Here is a 24,741-nt window from a genome sequence, read left to right on the forward strand (position 1 = left end):
TACATGTGAATAAGGAACCATATAAGGAATTTTTTCATAACTAAAAAATCCATATGAGGCTGCTCACATGGATTTTCGTTTTCAACTATTCACACTTGAAGCTTCAAGCCCTACACCATCTAATAAATCACACCACTGCTCAAACGTATTTAATGCAACCTTTACTGGTGCAGTCGAATGGTCCGTATATTCGACGACCCATATCCCATTTGCAGAGGGAAGAAAGAAGACAATATTTTCAAGAATGGGGTCTCTTTCAATACTGGGATGATAAAACATTGAAATATTATAAAGAGACCAAGTCTGCGCTTCTAAATCATCGACAAACAATCGAAAGCTCTGTTCTTCTTCAGGGGAAAAACTACTTATTTTTCTTACTTTCTTTACGTTATGGTGTTCACTCAGCAAATCGAATGCCTGATCGGATAGATGGAACAGCTGGGCACCTTCAATACCCGCTTCCGAAAAAGAATAATAGTTTCGTATTATGTTTGGAATATCAGTACCTTTGATATAGGCAAATTCGTGGATAATGTCTCGATCAATGATATGAGTCATCCATGTATCCTTTTCAACATGATGAATCATTAGAATGTTCGATTGCCCTTTATTCGAGCAGCGAATCATCCATTTCGATTCGACATAGCTCTGAATAAATTGCTGAATTTCATCCCTTAATGGAATCTCTCCCTTTAACTCTCTTTCGTCATCCCAGAGCTGCTTTAGGATTAATTGGTGAGTCGTCACTTCCATAATGGCTTCCCATTCTTTTTGGCTCTTTTCTCCAACCGAAGCCTCCGCAATACCCTTTGCTACACCAGGATATCCACTTAGAGTGACTAAGAGCGCAAGCTCAGCTGATGTACAAGTCATAATATAATCCATTTATTTCACATTCCTTTTTGTACCATAGGTGTACCATAGGGACGGTTCTCGCGGTTATTCTTAAAGCAAGTTTTGCCACAAGAACCGTCCCCCTGGTCACTTGGTCTATAAAAAAATCGCCCGAAGTAGTTTTTTCAGCACATAATAAATAATAATAGAAGCAATAATTTGGACAACTATAGAAATCAACATAAAGAACTTTCTTTTTAAGAAAGAGTACTTTAAAAATTTCTTATTTAGATAGGGACCTATACCAAAAAAGGCATTAATCACATACGTAAACGTCTTTTGAAATACTGTTTTGGGATTTTCATAAACACCTGCCTCGTACACATCAAGCATGATCCTGTTAAGTAAAAATACTAAGATACTGAAAATTACTTGAACACCTAGAAAATAGATTAGTAATTCTTCGATTCGTTCCAATGTTTCTATAGTCATGTTTTCCTTATCCTTTTTTTTGAAATTTGCTGGAGAAAACCACCGGGACGGTTCCCGCGGCTTTTTGTAATGCGATTATTGCCACAAGAACCGTCCCCCTGGTCTCTCTGGTCTCTAGTTGAACCAGCTTCCAACGGATTTAAAGGTGTTATTAATCCCCTCACCAATATCTTTTATTCCTGTTTCAACTGCTCCTCCAAGCTTTTCGCCAACGTCTTTAATCTGGTCTTCAAAAACAATACTTCCGACTCCGCCGACTAAGGCACCAACGGCACCACCCACTACGATTCCAACTGGGCCGCCCACACTGCCAATCATTGCACCGACCTTAGCCCCTGCTCCGATTGCGACTAAATCGCTTGAAATTCCAGCAAATGTTCGTCCTAGTCTTTCTCCACGGGTCTTATCCGCATTGTCAGGATCCCAAATTTCCGCAGCGTTTGCAGCAACTGAAATTACCATGCCAGCCACTGGGACTTTCTTTGCCACTTTGGTCCAACCCTTGGCATCGATTAGGTGCTCAGCAATTTCCTTTGTGCCCGTCGTTATTCGTTTTTGGAATGTACCAGATAAGGTATCCGCTTTTAACAGATTCAAATTTTTTGGATAACCAGCAGCGTGCTTTAATAGAGCTGAAGGATTATTATAAGAAGCTGCTATCTTTTGAAGTTGCTTTACGATCGGATTCGCAGGGCTCGATTTTGAAAAATTGTAGATCGCACGTGCGAGTTTAGAATCATATCTTCCTCTTCCTCTACTCTTCCAGGACGGATGAGCTCCTACTGTAAATTTATAATCACCCTTAATTTTTTTCCAAAACGTTGGCTTCCCGCCTATGTAATTAATTTTCAGCTTTCGTGAAATCCCAGCACTAAGTGCAATTGTGAAAAGTTGGGTGCCAACTAAGGCGGCATCCCCGATACTAAGTTTTCCATTGATATAGTTAAAGACATTCAAGATACTAGCAATAGTTGATTTCTTAGATTCTGGGGTTATGGCAGATTCCGATTTTTTTGTTAACTCAGTCTCTGTCCGGCAATACTGATCCATGGATTGAGCAATAAAACGGTCCAAGTCTCTTATCCGCGTCTCTAATTGATGAGATGACGTGATGGCAGCATTGAATCTTGAACGTAAATTCCCCCGATTCATGATCTTATGATCAATCGCATACCTAAGCGCGCTTAGACCATCACTAACTTCTGATACTTTTTGTGACATAGGACCAATACTGGCACCAGTCCGTTTAACATAGTCTGTTTGAATTCTTATGGGCGGCAATGTATAGCACCTCCATTTACTCTACTAATTTAGTTTCCGGCAGTATTTGCCTTTTTTTCAGCCTCTGCTTTTGCCTTCGCTTCTGCCTCCGCCTTTGCTCTTGCCTCGGCTTCTTCTTGACGCTGAATTTGCTGTGCGCCTGAAAGAACATCTGATCCGATTGAATCCAGCTTAGAAGATAGTGCAGCAACTTCCCGATTTATACTGTCAATACTTTGGTTTATATAAATCATTTCTCGGGCGTTCCAGCCATTGTTGAGATTCCCTTTTACCCTATTTAAGTTGTTCTTAACCTCAAGTAGTTTAGAGGAATAATCGCTGATTTTATTTGCCTGTGAAGCGGCCAAATTAACGTTAATACTCACATCATCACCTGCTTTTTTATTGCCATGGGGACGGTTAATGGTCCAAATAAAGCTAGTTATTGCCACAAGAACCGTCCCCGCGGTCCCTTATTTTCATTTCCCTCTATTTTCCTATTTATTATAAAAGCTATTTTTTTATTATTCTATAAAAAAGAGGAAATTGGTTATTTTGTACCGGTCAACCACCAGAATTTATAAAAAGTCACGCCTGAAGACCCAGACATTTTCTATTGCACCTGCTCTATACCTTCTAATTCAACAAAAAAGAGGCTTCCCAAAAGTTCAAAGAACTAATGGAAAACCTCTAATTTGTAACCATATCAGAATAAAATATCCCTATAAAAGCTTTCCCTATGAATCCAATTCTGCAGAAAAAAGTTCAATAAAATAATCGGCCTGGTGACCTAATAAAGTAGTGGCTTTTTTTAATAGGTCTTCCATTTCTAGTGGATTTCCTGGTGAACCGGTTGGTGCGTCCACTCTGGAAACAAATTTTCGGCCGTCCTTTAGGAAAATCTCTGCTATACAATATCTCCCCTTTGGAAAACTAATTTCTGCCCTTGGGATATTTTCATCGTATTTTCGTTCTATCTTGCCCAAGACATCTCGGACTTCCTCAGAAATATTGTTTACTGTAAAATTTTCGATGGATAAATCATATCCCAGCACTAGCAGAGCCGTGCAATATTCAGCACTAAACCGCCCTTGTTCTCCAGTTTCAGGATATGTATAAACCAGAGCAGCATCTCCTCTTGGAGGAAAGTATAAATCGACAGAGGCAACTTCACTCGCTGTAAAACGATGCCTCGCTTTTATATCCTTCACAGCATCTATCACATGCGCATTGGCAGAGCAACATGGATATAATTTAAACCATAATCCAGGGGCATCAATCGCCCAAGGCTCTCCCCATTTTTCAAAAAACGTCCACGGATTCCTCTCGTTTTCATTGTACATGGAAAGCAATCCATTTTTTGAAAGAATTGTATTTCCATTACCGGTGACATTCTTCTTAACAAGATGGAGAATCTGCCATGCACTTTGAGCTGCCAAACCTGCATGCAGTGGTTTAATCAATGTTCCAAAATGACTTCTAGAACCGCTAATCTTAGAGACACATAAGTTAAGAGCTTGTGTCATTTGACCCGAGGAAAATTTCAAATAATGGGCCCCAGCAGCAACCGCACCATACACTCCCGCTGTTGCTGTTGTATGAAAACCTTTTTCATAATGCTCTGAGCCCAATAACTTAGCAAAGCGGGTCATGACTTCAATCCCAATCAAATAAGCTTGATAGATTGATTTCATATCCTTCTTATCCTCTACTAATGAGAATAATAAGCTTAAAATGACCGCAGAGGGATGTCCTCGTATCTCAGAATGGACATCATCCAAATCTAAGGCATGTGCTGAATACCCATTGATTAAGCACGCATCAAAAGGATGGACCTTCCATTCCGTTCCTAACACAGCAGCCTCATTACAGCCAGAGTAAATTGCGGTATTTACCACATTTCGGAAGTTCGGATCATACTTCACACTTGCAAAACAAGATATAAAATAATCTAAAACTCCCTTTCTCAAACTTTCTTTTGTCTCTGTTCCAAGCTGTTCATAATCTGGAGTTGTTTGAATCAGTTCCACAATCACTCTCGTTAAATCATTCATTTTTTAAAACATTCACCGCTAAATTAGCGAAAAACTCGGAAGCAACTTTAATCGCGTCTTCCTTTAAATCATACTGAGGATGGTGCCACTCTTGCGGTCCATCTACTCCCATCCAAACAAAAAAGCCTGGAATGTACGTTTGGTAAAACGCGAAGTCTTCCCCGCCTGCACTCGGTACTGCCTCCGCAACCTCATAACCACTTTCAACGACAGTCGCACGAATGATTTCTTCAAATTTAGAATCATTATTTACAACTGGCAAGTAATCTTCCCAATTAAATTCAACCGAACCACCATTTCCTTCTGCAATCGATTCAGCCAATTTCCTCATTAAACCTGGAATCGCTTCACGTGCCTTAGGCTGGAACGTACGAACCGTTCCTTCGAGTGTAACAACATCCGGAATTACATTCCATGTATTTCCACCATGAATACTAGTGATACTAACGACTGCATTATCAAACAGGTCCATTCTTCTGGCAACAATTGATTGTACGGCCGTTACATATTGACTCGCAATGACAATCGGATCAATTGCATTATGAGGTATCCCCGCATGACCGCCTACGCCAATAAACTTTATTTCAAACTTATCAACACTTGCCATGAGGCCCCCTGATTTCACACCAATGGTTCCCACAGGCAAATCTGGTTTATTATGCATACCGAATATAGAAGAGACGCCCTCTAAAGCACCCTTTTCAACAAACTTCTTCGCACCTTGGGCAACTTCCTCCGCAGCTTGGAAAATAAACCTTACTGTCCCATGTAACTTTTCTTTCTGGCTGTTTAAAAGAATGGCTGCCCCTAATATTGAAGTTGTATGAAAGTCATGACCACATGCATGCATTTTGCCTTCATATTTTGACTTAAATGGCACATCCGTTTGTTCCTTTATAGGCAAAGCATCAATATCCGCGCGAATCGCAATGGTTGGTCCATCAAATGAGCCTTTTACCTCTGCAACTATACCCGTTTCTAAATCAAGCGGCAGGATAGAAATATCGTGCTCCACTAACCACTTTTTAATATGTTCAGTCGTATTGAATTCCTCAAAAGCAAGTTCTGGATTCTCATGTAAATATCTTCGTTTTTCAATTAAATCACTTAATAGTTCATGAGACATATTCATGATTGCTATTCATCTCTTTTCAATGTTTTTAAGAATTGCTTCGTTCTTTCATTTTTCGGGTTATGAAAAATTTCTTTTGGTCCATTTTCTTCAACAATATTTCCGTCTGCCATAAAAATCACCCGATTGGCTACTTCTTCGGCAAATTTCATTTCATGTGTCACGATAATCATCGTTGTTTTTTGTTGGGCAATATCTTTTATTACTTGAAGAACTTCTGAGACCCACTCTGGATCCAGTGCCGATGTCGGTTCATCAAATAAAATGGCGTGCGGGTTCACAGCAAGTGCCCGAGCAATTCCGACACGCTGCTGCTGTCCGCCTGATAAAGTAGCAGGATACTGATGAAACTTATCCTCAAGCCCAACCTTGATTAGAAGCTCTTTTCCGATTCTTTCTGCTTCCCTTTTGTCCATGCCCTTCGCAACAATTAATGACTCTGTAACATTTTGCAAAGCGGTTTTATTTTTAAAAAGATTATAGTTTTGGAAAACCATTGCTGTTTCCTGTCTGAGCAGATGGGTTTCCTTTCTGCTCATTTTCGTTACATCAACTTTTGTATCGCCAATTTCAATGATGCCTTCGTCTGGCATTTCTAATAAATTTAGGCAGCGCAGTAACGTCGATTTCCCCGATCCAGATGGTCCGATAATGGCCAATACGTCGCCTCGATCAACATGTAGATCGACACCATTTAAAACAATATTGTCACCGAATCTCTTTTTCAGATTTGTAACAGTTATCATGGTAAAACTCCTTTACGATATATACGGTTTTTCCATTCGTTTTTCTAGCGCCTGTTGAATCATAGTAAATATGATAATCAAGAACCAATATAGTAACGCTAATGCTAAATAAGTTTCAAAGAAGTTAAGGGACGATGCCGCTATAATTTTTCCTTGTGCAAATAATTCAACGACCCCTAATGTAAATGCCAGTGAAGTTTCTTTTATCAGACCGATAAATACGTTGCTTGTCGCAGGTATCGCATTCCGCGTTGCTTGCGGCAGGACAATTCTGCGAAAGGCTTGTGCTCTTGTCATTCCAACAGAAAGACATGCTTCGACTTGTCCTTTATCAACAGAATTAAGAGCAGCACGGAAGATTTCCGCTAAAAACGCCGACTGTTTTAAGCTGAGCCCTAAGATGGCCGCCGTAATGGCTGTCATGGCAGTTAAAGCAGGAAAAATCTGCGGTAATCCGTAATAGATTAAAAACAACTGTACCAATGTTGGAATGGCACGGAAAAACGATATATATATCGTCGCTAACTGTTTAAGAACAGGAATATTGGACCTAATAATTAAGGCTAAAATCAACCCGCCGATAATTGAAAAAATCATTGATATTACAGCAAGAAATAAGGTAAGAGGTATAAATGTCAACAGCTCTGGGATAATTTCGACTAAGTACCCGAAATCTAGTTTTAATTCCATGTTGTCCCTCCAGAATTATTTCTTAACTGTGATGTCTTCATCGGAAAAATATTTCTTAGATAATTCTGTTAAAGTACCATCTTCACGTAATTTTTTAATTTCTGCATTAAACTCTTTACTTAATTTCTCGCCTTCTTCCGTTTTCACAAAAGGAAAAGCGATATCTTCATATATAAATGGGTCACCAACAAATTTCAATGGAAGATCACCTTTTGCAATTTCAGCAATTAAGGAAGATTTAGAGTTTACGTATCCATCCACACGTTTGTTGATAGCATCATTCATAGCTCCATCACGTGTTTCATACGTTTTTGGAATAATTTCAGGGTCATAATTTTCCAAGTTTTTCACATTATTAGAACCAAGGACACCGGAAACCGTTTTTCCTTTTAAATCCTCTAAACTATCATAATCATTGTCTTTATGCGTAACAATTGTAGCTCCTGCATATGCATATGGTTCTGAGAAATTGTATTTTTCTTTTCTTTCAGCTGTTACAGCAACAAAGTTGGCAACCGTATTAATTTTACCTGTTTCTAATTGACCCATTAAACCTGCAAAATCTGATTTAACCCATTCCACTTCATAGCCTAGGTTTGCTGCAACCTTTTCAAACACTTCTACATCAAATCCTACCAACTTACCATCTTCCTCATATCCATTTGGATAGCTTTGTGCCGTTGAACCTGCTCGAATTACCTTTTTCTCTTCACTTTTTTCACTATCTCCTGATGTTTCATTTGTACCGCCGCAAGCAGCTAAAAATAATAAAAGTGCCATGCTAATCATTAGTGCAAATTTTCTTTTCATCATGTTCCCTACCTTTTCTTATATGTTTTTGTTAATAGCAATTTTTCTAAATAAACGGTCATATGACCTTTTCCTAAATCTGCCTCGCCAACCTCTTTGTACCCACGTTTTAGATACATTTCAGCAAGCCAAGGATGTTCCTTCGCCGTTCCGAGAGATACAGATGGGCAATGAAGCTGATCTCTTAAAAAGTCATATTCGATATAATCTAACATCTTTGTTGCATAGCCTTTTCGTTTATACTCAGGCGCCACCGCTACCCACCAAATATGCGGGATTTCATATGGTCCATGATGGCTGCTCCAGGGCATTCGGATTGAAGCGGTCGCAACTATTTCGTCCCCATCTCTCATATAAAAACAAATATTCTCATTGATATTTTTTTTCACTAATTCTTCATCGGCAGTTGCCGCAGCAAAATGAATACCTAATTCACGAATGGCCGCATAACCTCGCAAGGATAAATCGAGTATTGCTGGGATATCCTCATTCGTCGCTTGATGAAAGGTCAAATTACTCACTTAAATTTCCTCCACTTTTAATAGAAGCAATGACCTCGTCTACCTTTTGACTAGCAAGCCCCGTATAACGGCTAGGATCCAAAAGTTGATTAATTTGATCCTCTGATAGGACTGCACTCACCTTCTCATTTTGAATAAGAAGCGTTTTAAATGGAACTTTTTGTTCAGATGACTCCATAGCTATTTCATAGACCAGATGGTGGGCCGTTTGTTTTCCTACCTTTTCAGATAGTGCAAACATGATACGTTCTGAAAGGATAAGCCCCCCCTGTAGTTCCAAGTTTTTCATCATATTTTCAGGTTTAACCACAAGACCCTGTAAAACAGTAATCGTGCTTTTTAGCTGTGAAGATAAATATAAACAAATCTCAGGTAATGCAATCCATTCACTTCGCCAGCTCATTGCATCTCTCTCATGTTCCATCACTAATGATTCATGCAGCAAGGCAACACTATGCAGGATTGGTTTGGTTAGACTTGCAATCCCTTCAAAAATAGCTGGATTTCGTTTATGAGGCATGGTTGTCGAACCAACATTACCTGCCGCAAACGGTTCTTCGACTTCATCAATCTCTGTTCGCATTAAATTATAGAATTCATTCCCCAATTTCCCTAGTGAACCACTAATTAATCCCAGCACTGAACCATACTCTGAAATACGATCCCTAGAAGAATGCCAACAAATATTTGGCGTGTTCAACTCTAGAATCTCCAAAGCTCTTTCTTCCACTTCTGGACCAACACTTCCTAATGCAGCATAGGTTCCTACTCCGCCAGCAAGGACACCTGTTAATACACGGCTTTCAGCAGCCTTCAGTCTTTCCAAATGGCGTTCAAACTCACTTAAAACGACCGCAAGCTTAAAGCCAAAGGTAGTGGGAAGCCCTTGCATTCCATGCGTTCTTCCAGGCATCGGAGTATCCTTATATTTTGAAGCAAGTCCAATTAAAAGCTCTGCAACCTTCTTCGTATCACGACGGAGAATTTCATTCGCTTCTTTGAGCTGGAGAATGGTACCGGTATCGGTCACATCCTGTGTTGTTACACCATAATGAACATATTCGCCATATTCACCTGATAAAGATTGCAAATGGTTGACTGTTGCCATTAATGAATGCTTGAGTTTCGCAGCCTCATTTGCAATGGTCTCAATATCAAAGTTTTCTATTTTAGCAGCGTTTTTAATCGCGCTTCCAGCCTTTTCTGGAATAACACCAAGCTCACTTTCTGCCAATGCTAATGCCGCTTCCACATCAAGTATCTTTTGCAATCTATTTTCATCGTTCCAAACAGATCGCATTTCTTCTGTACTAAAATTATTTTGAAGCATTCTTAAATCCAAAACATGAGATCCCATTCGCTGCCACCCCTTCAAGGAAAAATATAAATCTTTCTAATTTTCTCTCAAAATATAAATTCCTATAGTTTTACTATGAATAAGGAGTATTCTAACATAATTTATCAACCTATTAAACAAATTAGTTTTTAAATTTTTAAAAATTTTAGGATTGAAATTTCCATTCATCGAATAAGTCTTGATATGCCCACGTTCACAAACAAAAATGACTACCTCTTGTTAATAAGAAAGTAGTCATTCTGTAAAAGGTTATTTAATTACCAGTTATTTTCCTTCCAATGCTTTTAAGGCCTTTGCTTTAAATCCACATTGCTCCATGGCTTCAGCAAGCTCTGCTCTTAATTGAGTTTCATTAAAATCCACTAATTTTTTGTCTGCAACCACTTGTTTCCCAGCGATAAATACGTCTCTAACATTGCCAGCGTTGGCCGAGTACACTATCGCAGAATAGGGATCAAAAATAGGAAACATATTCACTGAATCGGTTTCAACTAGGATGAAATCTGCTTGTTTCCCTGCCTCAATCGAGCCAATTTGCTTCGCCATGCCTAAAACGTTTGCTCCCCCGATGGTTGCTAACTTTACAATTTCTTCAGCGGGAAAGGCACTGCGGTCCTTTAAATACGTTTTATGAAAATTTGCAAACAATCGCATTTGGCTGAATAAATCCAAGGTATTCCCGCTGCTTGGGCCATCTGTTCCCAGCCCAACCGATACGCCAGCAGCTAATAAATCCCGAATACGGGCTACACCTTTAGCCGATTTCGTATTAGCAGCGATGCAATGAGCTACTTTTACATCATACTTCTTCAATAACTCAATATCATGATCTGATAAATGAATACAGTGTGCAGCTACAAATCTTGGACTCAATACACCTATCTCTTCTAAAAATTCAATCGGAGTTTGATTATGTTCTTTTCGAAATTTATCCATTTCAAAGTCCATTTCACTCACATGCATCATCCATGGTACATTATATTTTTGAGACAAATCATCCGCTTGCTGGAGAACTTCAATCGTATTAGAGTAGGGGGCATGTGGTGCAACGGACGCTTGGATTCTCTTATTTCCCTGCCATTTAGGCAGAAAACGTTGAGCATACTGCAAGCCGCCCATTGGCTCTGATACATCTACCGTTACTAAATCGATGACAGTTTCAGCTAAAATACCGCGGCTATTCATTTCTTCCGCTGCTTCTGCCAATTGTTGTTCAAAATAATACATATCAAAGAATGTCGTTACACCAGCAAGCTGCATTTCAGCAATCGCATATTTTGCGCTCGTATACGCCAGCTGTTCATTCATACATTCATTTTCTAACGGAAGCAAGAAGCGCTGTAATCGGTCTGGATAGTCATCCCCTAATGAACGAAACGGAATCATGCCAATATGAGTATGTGTATTGACCATACCTGGTAACAAAATTGCCCCTTTGGCATCGATGCATTTATCATAAGCGATGTCATTTGGCAATGAATCCATCGCGCCAACAGCTAGAATTTTCTCCTCATCCGTTATTACATAACCTTTTGGAAACTGCTTCATTTGCTCATCTAGTGTTAAAATCCAAGCATTTTTGATGATGACTTTCAATATTGTTCACCCTCAACCAGCGGGATCATTATTTGAGAACGCACATTCATCATGCCTTTGTCTGTAATTTTGATAACAGGTGAAACCGGCAGGGACAAAGTCGAGAAAGACATTATTTCATTGCTGTTGCGATAGCCTAATCTTCTCATCGCTTGACGAACTTCCATCAATTGCGCACCTAGTTCTTGTATCGGTGCGTCACTGATAATACCGCCCACTGGCAATGGGCAAACGGCTTGAACCTCGCCGCCTTGTACCACGACATAACCGCCTTGCATGTCCAATAATTGCTTTTGCGCGGCTACTATATCCTCTGAGCTTGTTCCCATTACCATCAAATTATGATGATCATGGGCCCATGTAGTGGCAACAGCTCCTTTTTCATAAAGGGCTTTATCAACAAATCCATAGGCAATATCACCTGTTTTTCCATACCGCTCCATCACCACAATTAAGGCTAACCCGCTATTCTCCCAATCTAAAAATCCATCCACGACACTAACTTCATGCTGTACATGTTCAGTAAATGTACCCACTTCCGAAATTTTAATTACGTTGACTACAGCCTTTTCAGATACTGTCACCTTAAAACGTAAATCCTCTGCTGTTAATAGCCGGCAATTCAAGGATTTATAGAAGTGTTCTGGAAAATCAGGTTTCACAGCTGGATACCTGATATCCTCTCCCTGTGTATATACCAATTTTCCATCCTTATAGACCGCGCCAATTTCAAAGCCTTCAACATCCTTCAGCAATAGAAAATCAGCTTTAAAGCCCGGGATAATCGCACCGCGGTCCTGAAATCCCATTCTTCTTGCAGGCGTATAGGTAGCACAATATATAGCTTGTTCTGCTGGCATTCCACATGAAATGGCAAGTCGAACGTTGGCATCCAAATGGCCGCTCAATAAGTCATCCGCCATCACATCGTCCGTAATAATCGCCATATATTCATAGAAATGATTTTCAACCACCACGCTGATGTTTTCAGGGGTAATGGATTTCTTTTGAAATTCTAAAAACATTCCATGGGTGATTTTCTCATAAATAGATTCAGGCGATTGATGCGTATGGTCAGCCGTTATCCCTGCATATAAAAACTTTGATAATTCTAATCCCGAAACCCGGGGAACATGCCCTTCTAAAGGCATAAACGCCCTCTCGGTTTGAACTGTACGCAAAATCTGCCGAATCAAAGAATCTGGTTCATTGACAATGCCATTAAAGTTCATTGCTTCTCCTAATGCTATTACCTTTGGATGCTTCAAGAGCTGTTTAACTTCTTCCACACCAATAAAACCGCCCGTAGTTTCTAATTCTGGTGTTGTCGAAGGAACAGAGGAAGGAATCGCATAGAAAATATCCATGACACTTGGCTGAGAAAAGAACGCCTCCAGCCCTTCCATCCCAAACACATTCGCAATTTCATGGGCATCTGCGATAACGGTTGTTACTCCATGGGTTAACACCGCTTCTGAAAAAATAGAAGGAGACGTCATCGAACTTTCAATATGCATGTGAATATCCATCAATCCGGGAATCAAATACTGACTTTTTGCATCAACCACTTCATCTGCCTGATAATCCTCTATTTCTTCAGCCGTTATATAGTAAAATTTATCCTTAACAATAAATACATTTTTCTTTTCAAACCTTTTGGAAAATGTGTTAAAAACCTGGGCATTTATAATTGCTAAATCAGCCTTCATTGATGTTCCCCCGCCTTCTAAGTGCTTTTTAAAAGAGAAAAAGGCCAAGAATTATCCTTAGCCCCTCTCCTTACTATCATTTCTATTTATTCAAAATTCGATTCCATTGGTTAATCCAAGATTCCAGGTTTTGATTTACCAATAAAGAATCCACCTTTTTCGTTCTGTCTGCAATATCACCGTACGTTTTATTTTTAGCTGTTTCTTCGTTTAGTACTACATTTTTATTGGTTGGAGCTTCATTTAGGGACACTGCCGTTTTTTCCTGAACTTCCTGGCTTAATCTCCAGTCGATATATTTATAGGCCAAGTCCTTATTTTTGGAGTTTTTATTGATGTTGATCGTATTAAAGTTTGCGTATGTTCCAGATTCCGGTACAACATAGGCTATATCTGGATTGGATTCCGTGATAATCGGAACAGCAAAGTCACCGACAACAGCTGCTGCAATTTCTCCTGATTGGAACATGTTTGCTAAATCAGAAGATTTGCTATACGTTTTTACAACGTTTGGAGCTAAATTAGTGATTCCTTCAAATGCTGCTTTTCCATTATCAGTTGTAATGTCAACATTCTCGTGACCGCTTGCTACATATAGCATCGCTGGACCAAATGTTGTAGTAATATCAGGAATGGAGATTTTCCCTTTTAAAGAAGAGTCCCATAGGTCATCCCATTCCTTAATTTCTTTACCTGCTGTTTGTTTATTATAGACAATTCCAATACTGTTCAGCGTGTAGGCTGGCCCAGAACCATCTGCAGCTAAATCCTTTGCACTATCAATTAAGTTTTCCATATTGGGAGCTTTTGAGCTGTCGATTTTTTCAAATAAATCTGCTGATACACCATCAGCCGCATTTGATTGCGACAATTCAATCACATCAACCGTTGAATTTGGATTGCTTTTCAATTTGGTTAAACGCTCAGAACTTGTACCCGTTTCTAATACAATGTCTACATTGTATTTTTCTTCGAATGGTTTAAAGACATCTTCTTGCATTTTATCTTCTTCTAATCCAAACGTTGAGATGATCAATGTTTGTTTTTCCTTACTTGCCTCATTGTCTCCGCCGCCGCATGCAGCCAGGATACTAGCCGTAACTAAACCTAAGCTAACTAAACCTAATTTCTTTTTCATTTTGTTCTCCCTCTTTCTTAGTTGATTTAAACGATGATTAGTTTGTGAGTTGGAATAGATAATGTAACAGCGTCTCCAACTTGATAGACCTCATCATCTGCTTTATTTGCGAGTAATGTACCAATAGGTGTTTCAACTTCATATTGGTAAGACTTGCCTAGGAACGTGCGGACCTTTATAATCCCTGACACTGTATTATCTGTATTCTGTTTGGTTCCTGCCGTAATCTCAATATCATCTGGACGGATGGTTCCTTTATGCTTTCCTGGTTCCCATTTGCGAGTACTTTGGAAAACTGTTCCATCAACAGCTTTATACTGCCATTCTTCTGTTGGGGTTAAATCAAAGAAGTTCTCAAATCCGATAAAACGAGCCACAAACTCCGTCCTTGGATTTTTATAAATTTCTTCAGGTGTGTCGAACTGTTCGATTATCCCTTTATTCATAACCGCAACCCTGTCTGAAATGGAAAAACATTCCTCTTGATCATGCGTAACAAACACAGATGTTATGCCTAATTGCCTTTGAATCCGTTTAATTTCGATACGCATCGCCAAACGCAATTTAGCATCTAAGTTGCTTAATGGTTCATCTAATAACAATAATTTTGGTTCAATGACTAAGGCGCGCGCTAAAGCCACACGTTGTCTCTGCCCGCCTGAAAGTTGTTTCGGATAGCGATCACCAAGCTCTTCTAAGCCTGTAATCGCCAAAATATCTTTTACCTTCTTGTCGATAACATTCTTTTTTTCCTTGCGCAGTTTTAAGCCGAATGCGACATTTTCCTTAATCGTTAGATGTGGAAACAATGCATAGCTTTGGAATACCATTCCAAATTCACGTTTATGAACGGGCACCTTTGTTAAGTTTTGAGTATCAACAAGGAACTCGCCATCATTCGGCTCAATTAACCCGGCAATGACGCGTAAAGTGGTTGTTTTCCCGCATCCTGATGGACCCAACAAGGAAACCAATTCACCTTTTTCGATTGATAAATTTAAATCTTTTAAAATGTTGGCTTTATTGTCATAACTAACACGAATATCTTTTAATTCAACATAGGACATAATGCTGTTTTACCCCCTTCGATGTTAACATCCTGGTTGTTCCTATGAAATACTTGCTAATCCTAACGTTTTCTCAATAACATACATTAGAACAATCGTACCAAGCATTAAAATAACTGATAAAGCAGATACAGATGGATCATAGTTATATTCTATATAATTCATCAAGCTAGTTGGCAGCATACTTACACCTGGTCCTGATAAAAACTGTGATACAGGTATATTGTTGAAAGAATTAATGAATGCCAACATGAAGGAAGCAAAAATCCCAGAAGTAATGTTCGGTAATACCACTTTTATAAATGCTTGTAATTTTGTACATCCTAACGTCCACGAAACTTCTTCAATTGAAAAATCAAGCTGCTCAATTGTTGAACCAACCACCCGAATAATATAAGGCAGGCAAATCAAGAAATGTCCTAAAAACAATCCTTGGATAATAGGAAATTGAAACTTAATGACAATAAATTGATACATAGCATATCCAACTACCAAGCCTGGTACAATCGTAGGAGAAAGGAAAAAACTCTTTATCCACTTCCGTCCCAACACGCTGTGACGTGCCAAAGAATAAGCAGCTGGAACGCCAATAATTAATGCCAAGAGAGTCGCAAAAAAAGCTACTTGCAGACTAAGAAAAAAGCTGTCCATAAATGCTTCATTGTTAAATACTTTACTATACCATTCAAGAGTAAAACCTTTAATTGGGAATTGAATGGTTGAGTTTGTTCCAAAAGAGGTCACTATGATAATGAGCAAAGGAACTATCAGAAAGGCAAAAACTAGTCCAGCAAAGATTTTTAAACCGATTTTTTTACGCATTTGCCTCACCTCGTCTATCCATGCGTCCTGCAATCCAGCTGAATAACTTCATCACGATTAAAGTCACCACAATCATAATTAAGGCAATGACACTTGCACCTTGCCAGTTTCCTAATGCAGTTGCACTTTGATATAAGAAGGTAGCTAACATGATGTTTCGATTTCCGCCCAATAATTGCGGGGTTGTATAAGCTGTCAAGCTTCCTGTGAAAACTAAAATACTGCCAACAATAATCCCCGGTAAACTTAATGGCAGGATAACCTTCACAAAAGCAAGCAAGCGATTGGCACCTAATGTTTCCGCTGCTTCCATAATTTCAGAGTCAATATTCTCTAAAATTCCCACTAACGTAATGACCATTAATGGCAGGAAGAGATACACAGAGCCAATGATAATGGCGAATTCTGTATAAAGCATGGTTAGCGGTTTAGATAGCAGGCCAATATTCATCAAAGTATTATTTAAAATACCGTCTTGTCCCAAAATTGTAATCCACGCAAAACTCCTTACTACGGAATTCGTTAACAATGGAAACAATGTAATCGACATTAACAGGCCGCGCCATTTTTTCGGACTTTGAGAAATGTAGTAGGCAGTCGGAACTCCCAGCACTACACAAATCACAGTGGCAATTAGTGAAATCTTTATCGTCCGCCAAAAAATACCAAAATTATATTCATCCAAGAAGAACGAAGTATAATTCGAAAAGGTGAACCCTCCATTAAAGAACGTTGGAAAAATGATGGAAATAAGGGGTAACACCAAAAATAAAATCAAAAGAATTAATCCTGGAGCCAAGATGAGATAAGGTACTCTTCGCTGCGTCATATCTGGCCTCACTTTCCAATTCAAAAAGTATTATTGAATGATAATTAACACCAGACAAGAATCCGGTTTTATCTATCACTCACAAGTTAAGATTATAATAAATAATTATCTATTTGGCAACGCAAAAGACGAATAATATTTCACCCTTTTGATTAAACGTTCGCAAACTATCAAGAAATAGTAGATAAGTACGTAATTTCAAGTTGTGTTGAATGCGTTTTCACGAACAATGATACAAAAGAACAAATGTAGTTAGGGCGTCATATATAATATTTCCTAATTTAAGTATTTGTATCATCTTTGTCTAAAAAAATAACTCCGGTTACCAATACCGGAGTCAGGCTGTCGAGAAACTCTCGACAGTCTTTTATTTTGGCTCTTCTCTAATAGAATGTTGTTTTTTGTATACAAACGGACCGTTCCTTTCCTCTACATCCCGCAGGAGTCAAGCACCTTTCGCTCCAATCCACTCCTTGCTATCAATATTGATAATGGCACAATCTTTCAGAAAAGAAGACTTTATTTTCATTTACGATTCACCGCGTTAATTCGGTATAATATAATTAATATTAATTGGACGGTGGATTAAATGTTTAAGCCGAAAAAAGAGATACAAAATGAAGCAGAATTTGTTTTTATTGATGATTTGGTGCCACAAGATCATCTTCTGAGAAAAGTTGATAAATACATAGACATTTCTTTTATTCCTTCGCTCTTGTAGGTTACGGGGGTTGCATAATGCGAGTGAACAAGTGTTGCTCACCGCAGCATGCCAAAACATGAAAAAATTGCCACACACTTAACGAGACTAGAGAAAGTGTGTGGCAATTCTAATTTAATGCTCCCCTGTTGATTGGAGCGGAAGGTGCGAAGACTCCTGCGGGAGTACGGGGCAGGGGGAGACCCCGCAGGCGCTTCAGCGCCGAGGAGGCTCCCCGGCACGCCCGCGGAAAGCGAAGCACCTGGAGTGGAAATCAACAGGCCATTAAGCAGGCACGAATTTTTTTAAAAATCGTAGGTTAGACTCTGATAAAATATAAAATTGCCGAGAAAAATACCCTTTCTCGACAATCTGACTCCGGTTACCAATACCGGAGTCACTTTATTAAACAACTATAGTTACTGTATACATAGCTCTGTCATTTGAAGCTTTTATAAAAAATATTATATATAATTTAATGACTTGTATTAAAATTATATATAAAAAGTATTGGGGTTATTGTATGAATGACTATTTATCGTTAAAAGATCATGTATATAAATACATCGTTGAGCAGATTAATAACGGGAATCTGATTGCTGGCAGCAAGGTCAATGAAAATGCGATTGGTGAAAGTTTGAAAGTCAGCAGGACACCCGTAAGAGAGGCGCTCATACAGCTTTCTTCAGAGGGGATATTAGAAAATGTCCCAAGAAAGGGCTTCGTGATAAAAAAGCTTTCAACGGAAGAAGCAAAAGAAAACTATTTTATCATTGGTGCATTGGATGGCTTGGCTGCTACATTAGCCGCTCCGCTTTTAACGGAGAAACACATAAGAGAAATGGAGTTCTATATTCAGAGTATTGATCTAGCAATAAATACAGAGAATTTCGAAATGTATCATAAAATGCAGGAAGCTTTCCATGGTGTCTATCTATCGGTCTGTCCCAACAAAAACCTCGTAGACCTGCTGTTACAATATAAAAAGAAGTTTTTAAAAAACTTTGTTGCTGCTGATCAGACGGAATGGTTAAAGAAGGCGCTTTTAGAAACAAATAATGAGCACAGAAAGATGATGGAACTATTAAGAAACGGCGACTTTGCTGATTTAGAAAGGTTCATGAGAGACGTGCATTGGAATATTAACAAAGGAGAAGTAATACCTTTGTAGGATTAGAAATATTAACTAACGCAATGAAGAATTATTCTGTCTTATTGAAGACAGAATATTTTTTTTATTGAAAACAATAAAATATATAATATATAATATACATTATTCACAAAAAATTAATAATTTCAGTTTTAAAAAATCAAAATTAGATAACTGAGGAAAAATAGATCAGTAAAGTAAGACAACGAATTTATATATAGGGAGTTAGATTGTATGGAAAATAAAAACTTTGAATTAGCGAAACAATTACGTCATGAATTGCATCAACATCCAGAACTCTCAAATGAGGAAGTATGGACAAAACAACATTTAATGAACTTTTTGAAAACGAATACAAAATTAGAAATTATTGACAAGGGCACTTGGTTCTACGCTGCCTACCGTACAGGTCAAGATAAAAAGAACCTAGCGTTCCGTGCGGATTATGATGCTCTTCCGATGGATGAAAGCATTGACCTCCCACATGGTTCCCAATTCACTGGAAAGGCCCATAAATGCGGGCATGATGGCCACGCAGCAACATTAGCCGGATTTGCTCTTGAAATCGATCAAAAAGGCGCCGATAAAAACATCTTTTTCCTCTTCCAGCCAGCTGAGGAAACGGGAGATGGTGCTATCCAATGTATCGATCTAATCAAGGAAGAGAACATCGACGAAATTTTCGGATACCACAACATGAGCGGCTTCCCTTTTAAGTCTGTAAATGTCATTGATGGAACAGCTCACTTTGCATCTAAAGGAATGACCATTCATCTAGAAGGTGCTCCTGCTCATGCCAGTCAGCCTGAGGATGGGAGAAATCCCTCTTTTGCGATTGCAAACGTGATTAGTGCTATTCCTGAATTCATTTCTCCTTCTAAAAACAAGGGGCTAGTACTTTGCACGGTAGTTCAGGTTGCCATTGGAGAAAGAGCCTTCGGTTTATCCGCAAGCAAAGGGGACTTACGCTTAACCATTCGTGCTTTATATGAAGCTGAATTGGAAAGGCTTCAAAAAAATCTCGAAGATTTCGCTAAAGCTCAAGCACAGGAATATGGTTTGGAGGTCAGCTTCTCTTACAACGATGAGTTCCCTGAAACGGTAAACCATAAAGAGAGCTCGGATAAGATCCGCCAGGTTGCTAGAGCAAAGGGAATGCAGTTACTTGAAATGAAAGAAGCATTACGTGGCTCCGAGGACTACGGCCACTATACGAAGTTGACAAAGGGTTCATACTTCTATATGGGTAATGGGGAAAACTATCCCCAAGTCCATACGTATGAATACGACTTCCGTGATGAACTCATTGAAACTGGAGTTGAGCTTTTCAAAGGACTCGCTGAACTGTAGGAAGAACTCTATTCTTCTATTCAGTGAATTGATTAGGGAAGTTAGTCATTAAAACAAAAGAAAACGGGGGATGGTGTAATATGAAGAAACAAGGTGGTATTTTTTACGGATGGTGGATATTGGTAGCAGGCTTCATGATTATGACTTTTTTATATGCTCCTATTGCAAACTTAATCTCACTATTTACTAAGCCTGTTACAGAAGAACTTGGATTTGGACGAGCAGAGTTTACCTCGTATTACACGATAATGGCTACAACGGCAATGATTACAGCTCCAATAGCTGGCAGATTAATGAAAAAAATGAATATTAAATTGTATATGACTATATTTACCATTATCGGTGCAGGGGCATATGTAGGGTTTTCATTTGCAACCGAACTCACTCATTTTCTAATATTTGCAGTACCAATGGGTATGGCCCTAGCAGGGGCTGGATTAATTCCTGTCTCCGTTCTTATAACAAATTGGTTTAATGCAAAACGCGGCTTAAGCTTAGGGATCGCCTTATCGGGAACTGGTTTTGGCGCGATGATTCTCAGTCCTTTAGTTACTTGGATCATAACAGCATATGGATGGAGAACGGCTTACTTAACTATTGGGATATTAATAGCGGTCGTTCTCGTTCCATTGATCATCTTTGTTATAAAATTAAGCCCAGCTGATAAAGGTCTATTACCACTAGGCGAAGAAAAAACTTCAAGTAATAATGCACCTAAGAAAGCATTAGTCGGATTAACTCAAAAGGAAGCTTTCAAGTCAGTATCATTTTGGGCTCTTTGCTTAGGGATTGTTGTAGGGGGAATTGTTGTTAATAGTATGATTCTTCACTTGGTCCCTTATTTAACGGATATTGGCACCCCGCCCCAACGAGCTGCATTACTATTATCTTTGGCTGCATCGATGGTAATCGTTGCCAAACTATTAGTCGGAAGACTGTATGACAAGTTAGGATTAATTAAAACACTGACCTTTATCGTTGCATCAGATATCATATGTTTTCTATTTTTAATGAAAGGAAACTTATTAATCCCTGGCATCCTTTATACCGTATTTGCTGCATTAGGCTCAACAGCTGTTACGGTAACACCCGCCTATCTTACAGCAGCCCTTTTTGGGGAGAAAGATTACAGCGCAAAATATGGAATAGTTGCTTTATTTACATCATTAGGTGCGGCTATAGCCCCAATAGTATCAGGATTAATTTATAATATTAATCATTCCTATGGATTACTTATAAACATATTAATTGGACTTGCAATCGTGGAGTTTTTATTATTATTCATTGCAATTAAAACGAAACCAAAGGCTTCTTCGGATATGGATATTGAACAAAAGGAAGCCGTGTAACATCGATGATATTCTAAAATGATAACGATACTCTGCCTTTATGGCAGGGTATTTCTTCAAATGAAAGGAAGGAGCAGTATAATGACTACTACTGTAACAAATATGGTTAATTTTTTTGAGGAATCAAAGAAGTATGAAGAACAAATCATTAAAGATCGCCGTTATTTACACCAATACCCAGAGATTGGTTTTGATCTTCCCAACACTCAAAAGTACATTCGAGAACGTTTGGATGAAATGGGGATTGAAAATAAGCCATGCGGTGTTGTTCCTGAAGAAATTACAAAGAAATATGTGAAAGCAGGATTTTCCGAACAAAAAAATTGTACAGGCGTTGTGGCTACTATTGGCACTGGTGAGCCTTGTATCCTCCTTCGTGCCGATATGGATGCCCTGCCGCTGGAAGAAGAATATGAATCCGAATATAAATCGAAGAATCTTGGAAAAATGCATGCCTGCGGTCATGACTCCCATGTGGCCATGCTATTAGGCGCTGCCCAAATGTTAAAGGATCATGAAGATAAACTACAAGGAACCGTTAAATTAATGTTTCAACCCGGTGAAGAATGGGGCTATGGTTCTAAATTAATGATTGATGATGGGTTACTAGAAAATCCTAAGGTGGATGCAGGGTTTGGTATACACATTATGCCTGACCAAGAAGCTGGCATGTTATCCGTACACAAAGGAACATTAACTCAAGCCATGGATACGTATATTGTCGAGATTCAAGGGAATGGCGGGCATAGTTCACAACCACATAAAACCATTGATGCGAATATGATTATGAATCAATTATATACAAGTTTAAACTTATTATATACGCGTGAAGTGGATCCACGAGCCAACGTGACCTTCTCAATCGGGGCAATGAGCGGTGGTACTGTGACAAATATTATCCCTGATAAAGCAGTTTTACAAGGAAATATGCGCAGCTTTGACCAACAATCCAGAGATCATATGTGCAGCCGAATTCCAGAAATGATTGATCATGTAGTGAAAGCATGGCGTGGAGAATATAATATTGTTGATTTCCATACACCCACTACCCATAATGACGCAGAATTTATTGATGAAATTATGCCTGCATTAGAAGCGGTTATGGGGAAAGAAAATATTACCGATTATGGGGCATTAAGCGGTTCAGAAGATTTCTCTCATATCTCTCAAGCCGTTCCTTCTGCATTTGTTGTTTTAGGCACTGGTAAAGAAGGAGAGCCGCCTGTTCACAATCCTCGCATGTACCAGAATGAAGATATTTTCAAATATGGTGCTGCCTTACACGCCAATGTTGCGATGGAATGGCTAAAAGCTCAAAGTAAATAAAAGTTATACCAACAAGTACAGAATCAAGTTAAACTAAGTAAAGAGCGAAGTATTTATACTTCATTCTTTACTTTTTATATTTTTATGAAAGAGGAGAGGTGTCGAAATGGAAAGGGAAAATCCTAATATTCAAAAGGAATCTAATTTAACAGGTGAGGAATTAGCCATTCTAGCATTACCCATCATTCAATCATATAAAGTAGACTCAAAACCTTATCTATGGACTATGGATGAATCAACGAGATTTGTTATTCCAAATACAGAAGAATACTTAAAGAATTCAAGACTTAAAGAGGTTGTAGAATTGGTATCGGCTGAGTTTTTAGAAAAGAATATCCCTGCCAATTTAGAAATTAATAAACTATATGCCGAAAAAGCAGAAATAGGGCCTCAAGATATCGTTATCACTTTAGATAAAAACAGTTCAATTTCAAAAAATAGTAATAGTGAAGAAGCTTACAAAATTGAAATTGGGGCTGAGGGAGTAAAAATAGTTGCTGCATCAGAAAATGCTGCTATGTATGCATTACGGACAATACAACATCTCATGATTACGAATAAAAATAGTTTAGTTTATGGAACGGTCATTGATTATCCCGATTTACCAGAACGGCGTGTTCATGTTGATATCGGTAGAAAATTTATGTCAAAGGATTGGATTATTCAACATATAAGAGAACTATCTTACATAAAAATGAATACCTTGCAGCTTCACTTTTCAGAAAACCTCGGATTTAGGATTGAAAGTGATGTGGATCCGACAATTGTTTCACAAAATGGGTATTTGAAAAAGGCAGAAATAAAGGAAATTCTAACCGAAGCAAAAAAATATGGAATAAATATCATACCTTCTTTAGATACACCGGGACATGTTGAACATATATTAAAAGTCCATCCAGAATTTGGACAAGTGGATAAAAACGGCAATAAAAGTAAAGTAGCAATAGACGTAATAAATCCTGATGCTATTGATTATATAAAAAGCCTTTATAATGAGTATATGGAACTATTTGAAGGTTCTACAGATTTTCATATAGGCGCTGACGAATATATGGAATTCGATAGACCACCATTTACCGCTGATTATAAGGAAGTTTTAAATGACTATGCACATGAAACACTTGGAGAAGGCTTTACATGGAAAGATGTAATAGCTACTTATATTAACATAATAGCAGCCCATGTATATGATGGTGGGTTTAAACCAAGAATTTTTAATGATGGCATTTATTATGGAGAAAATGATTTAGATGAGCCAAAGCAGCAAATAAAAATGCATGATTACATTGGTATAGATTTCTGGTCGCAAATGAGTTGGAATCCAAGTATTGCAAACCTTCATACATTTATAGAAAAAGGACATAAAGATATTTATAATCTAAATGCAGGTTATTTTTATTACGTATTGAGAAATGATATGCCAATGGATGGACGTAAACAACATTCATTTGATTTTTTAGATCAGGATGAAAGAATTTACAATGATTGGACACCAGGAAAATTTGATCAAAATACAGTTGACGATCATTCAGATTTTATTAAAGGAGCATCTTTAGCTATCTGGAATGATAATCCAGACCTAGTGGGAGAAGACCTGATAACTGAAGATATCGCTAAAGAATTACGTTCCTTAGCAACAAAATCTTGGAATACTAAAAGTAATGAAGTAACTAACTTTCATACATTTGTAGAAAACCACCAAAGGTTAGGAAATGTGGCTGGATTTGAAAAAGGTAGTGAATTACCTGAAATCCAACCTGCATCACTTATAGGTGACGTTAGCATTAAGTGACAATACGTGGACATGGT

At 38.4% G+C, this 24,741-nt stretch carries 22 protein-coding genes; 5 read left to right on the forward strand and 17 right to left on the reverse strand.

Going from position 1 to position 24,741, the window contains the following annotated elements; translation table 11 throughout:
- Nucleotides 1-81 precede the first annotated feature (81 nt).
- From MLOOGBEN_RS23045 to MLOOGBEN_RS23125, 17 genes are all read right to left on the reverse strand, one after another.
- A complete protein-coding gene (locus MLOOGBEN_RS23045; RefSeq protein WP_179160624.1) occupies nt 82-885 on the reverse strand; it encodes a hypothetical protein in 804 nt (267 codons plus the stop codon).
- Between the two features lie 105 nt (nt 886-990).
- Nucleotides 991-1,326, reverse strand: coding sequence for a hypothetical protein (locus MLOOGBEN_RS23050; protein ID WP_179160625.1), 336 nt, complete (start codon nt 1,324-1,326; stop codon nt 991-993).
- A 114-nt stretch (nt 1,327-1,440) separates the two neighbouring features.
- Entirely contained in the window at nt 1,441-2,607 is a 1,167-nt protein-coding gene (locus MLOOGBEN_RS23055; protein ID WP_179160626.1) for a hypothetical protein, read from the reverse strand.
- Nucleotides 2,608-2,636: 29 nt separating this feature from the next.
- Nucleotides 2,637-3,038 carry a hypothetical protein gene (locus MLOOGBEN_RS23060; RefSeq protein ID WP_179160627.1) on the reverse strand — a complete coding sequence of 134 codons (402 nt, stop codon included), beginning with the start codon at nt 3,036-3,038 and terminating at the stop codon, nt 2,637-2,639.
- A 285-nt stretch (nt 3,039-3,323) separates the two neighbouring features.
- On the reverse strand, nt 3,324-4,640 hold the full coding sequence (locus MLOOGBEN_RS23065) for an MmgE/PrpD family protein (RefSeq protein ID WP_179160628.1): 1,317 nt from the start codon (nt 4,638-4,640) through the stop codon (nt 3,324-3,326).
- Nucleotides 4,633-5,766, reverse strand: a complete 1,134-nt coding sequence (locus tag MLOOGBEN_RS23070) for an amidohydrolase (protein ID WP_179160718.1) — start codon at nt 5,764-5,766, stop codon at nt 4,633-4,635. The genes MLOOGBEN_RS23065 and MLOOGBEN_RS23070 overlap by 8 nt, the downstream gene beginning before the upstream one ends.
- Before the next feature lie 11 nt (nt 5,767-5,777).
- Nucleotides 5,778-6,518 carry an amino acid ABC transporter ATP-binding protein gene (locus MLOOGBEN_RS23075; protein ID WP_179160629.1) on the reverse strand — a complete coding sequence of 247 codons (741 nt, stop codon included), beginning with the start codon at nt 6,516-6,518 and terminating at the stop codon, nt 5,778-5,780.
- A gap of 12 nt (nt 6,519-6,530) precedes the next feature.
- The gene (locus tag MLOOGBEN_RS23080; protein WP_179160630.1) at nt 6,531-7,208 is read right to left on the reverse strand and encodes an amino acid ABC transporter permease; all 678 of its coding nucleotides are present in this window, start codon (nt 7,206-7,208) and stop codon (nt 6,531-6,533) included.
- Between the two features lie 15 nt (nt 7,209-7,223).
- Nucleotides 7,224-8,021 (reverse strand): amino acid ABC transporter substrate-binding protein, encoded by a 798-nt coding sequence (locus MLOOGBEN_RS23085; RefSeq protein ID WP_179160631.1) that lies wholly within the window; start codon nt 8,019-8,021, stop codon nt 7,224-7,226.
- Nucleotides 8,022-8,026: 5 nt separating this feature from the next.
- The gene (locus tag MLOOGBEN_RS23090; protein WP_483296399.1) at nt 8,027-8,539 is read right to left on the reverse strand and encodes a GNAT family N-acetyltransferase; all 513 of its coding nucleotides are present in this window, start codon (nt 8,537-8,539) and stop codon (nt 8,027-8,029) included.
- Nucleotides 8,532-9,896, reverse strand: a complete 1,365-nt coding sequence (purB, locus tag MLOOGBEN_RS23095) for an adenylosuccinate lyase (protein WP_179160632.1) — start codon at nt 9,894-9,896, stop codon at nt 8,532-8,534. Before purB ends, MLOOGBEN_RS23090 begins: the two co-directional genes overlap by 8 nt.
- A 264-nt stretch (nt 9,897-10,160) precedes the next feature.
- The gene (locus MLOOGBEN_RS23100; RefSeq protein WP_218781305.1) at nt 10,161-11,492 is read right to left on the reverse strand and encodes an amidohydrolase; all 1,332 of its coding nucleotides are present in this window, start codon (nt 11,490-11,492) and stop codon (nt 10,161-10,163) included.
- Complete coding sequence (locus MLOOGBEN_RS23105) at nt 11,489-13,201, reverse strand: adenine deaminase C-terminal domain-containing protein (RefSeq protein ID WP_179160633.1); 1,713 nt, start codon at nt 13,199-13,201, stop codon at nt 11,489-11,491. The genes MLOOGBEN_RS23100 and MLOOGBEN_RS23105 overlap by 4 nt, the downstream gene beginning before the upstream one ends.
- An 82-nt stretch (nt 13,202-13,283) precedes the next feature.
- Nucleotides 13,284-14,339 (reverse strand): ABC transporter substrate-binding protein, encoded by a 1,056-nt coding sequence (locus MLOOGBEN_RS23110; protein WP_179160634.1) that lies wholly within the window; start codon nt 14,337-14,339, stop codon nt 13,284-13,286.
- 26 nt (nt 14,340-14,365) lie between these two features.
- A complete protein-coding gene (locus tag MLOOGBEN_RS23115; protein ID WP_179160635.1) occupies nt 14,366-15,406 on the reverse strand; it encodes an ABC transporter ATP-binding protein in 1,041 nt (346 codons plus the stop codon).
- A 42-nt stretch (nt 15,407-15,448) separates the two neighbouring features.
- Complete coding sequence (locus MLOOGBEN_RS23120; RefSeq protein ID WP_179160636.1) at nt 15,449-16,228, reverse strand: ABC transporter permease; 780 nt, start codon at nt 16,226-16,228, stop codon at nt 15,449-15,451.
- Nucleotides 16,221-17,057, reverse strand: a complete 837-nt coding sequence (locus MLOOGBEN_RS23125; protein WP_179160637.1) for an ABC transporter permease — start codon at nt 17,055-17,057, stop codon at nt 16,221-16,223. The genes MLOOGBEN_RS23120 and MLOOGBEN_RS23125 overlap by 8 nt, the downstream gene beginning before the upstream one ends.
- A gap of 1,223 nt (nt 17,058-18,280) precedes the next feature.
- On the opposite strand from MLOOGBEN_RS23125, the gene MLOOGBEN_RS23130 reads away from it, so the two are divergent.
- From MLOOGBEN_RS23130 to MLOOGBEN_RS23150, 5 genes are all read left to right on the forward strand, one after another.
- A complete protein-coding gene (locus MLOOGBEN_RS23130; protein WP_179160638.1) occupies nt 18,281-18,928 on the forward strand; it encodes a GntR family transcriptional regulator in 648 nt (215 codons plus the stop codon).
- A gap of 213 nt (nt 18,929-19,141) precedes the next feature.
- A complete protein-coding gene (locus tag MLOOGBEN_RS23135) occupies nt 19,142-20,257 on the forward strand; it encodes a M20 metallopeptidase family protein (protein WP_179160639.1) in 1,116 nt (371 codons plus the stop codon).
- Between the two features lie 80 nt (nt 20,258-20,337).
- The gene (locus tag MLOOGBEN_RS23140; RefSeq protein WP_179160640.1) at nt 20,338-21,606 is read left to right on the forward strand and encodes an MFS transporter; all 1,269 of its coding nucleotides are present in this window, start codon (nt 20,338-20,340) and stop codon (nt 21,604-21,606) included.
- A gap of 81 nt (nt 21,607-21,687) precedes the next feature.
- Nucleotides 21,688-22,932, forward strand: coding sequence for a M20 metallopeptidase family protein (locus MLOOGBEN_RS23145; RefSeq protein ID WP_218781306.1), 1,245 nt, complete (start codon nt 21,688-21,690; stop codon nt 22,930-22,932).
- A gap of 106 nt (nt 22,933-23,038) precedes the next feature.
- Nucleotides 23,039-24,724 (forward strand): beta-N-acetylhexosaminidase, encoded by a 1,686-nt coding sequence (locus MLOOGBEN_RS23150; RefSeq protein WP_179160641.1) that lies wholly within the window; start codon nt 23,039-23,041, stop codon nt 24,722-24,724.
- Nucleotides 24,725-24,741: the final 17 nt, after the last annotated feature.

Source organism: Bacillus sp. EB106-08-02-XG196 (assembly GCF_013396335.1).
In the GTDB taxonomy this organism is placed as follows: domain Bacteria; phylum Bacillota; class Bacilli; order Bacillales; family Cytobacillaceae; genus Neobacillus.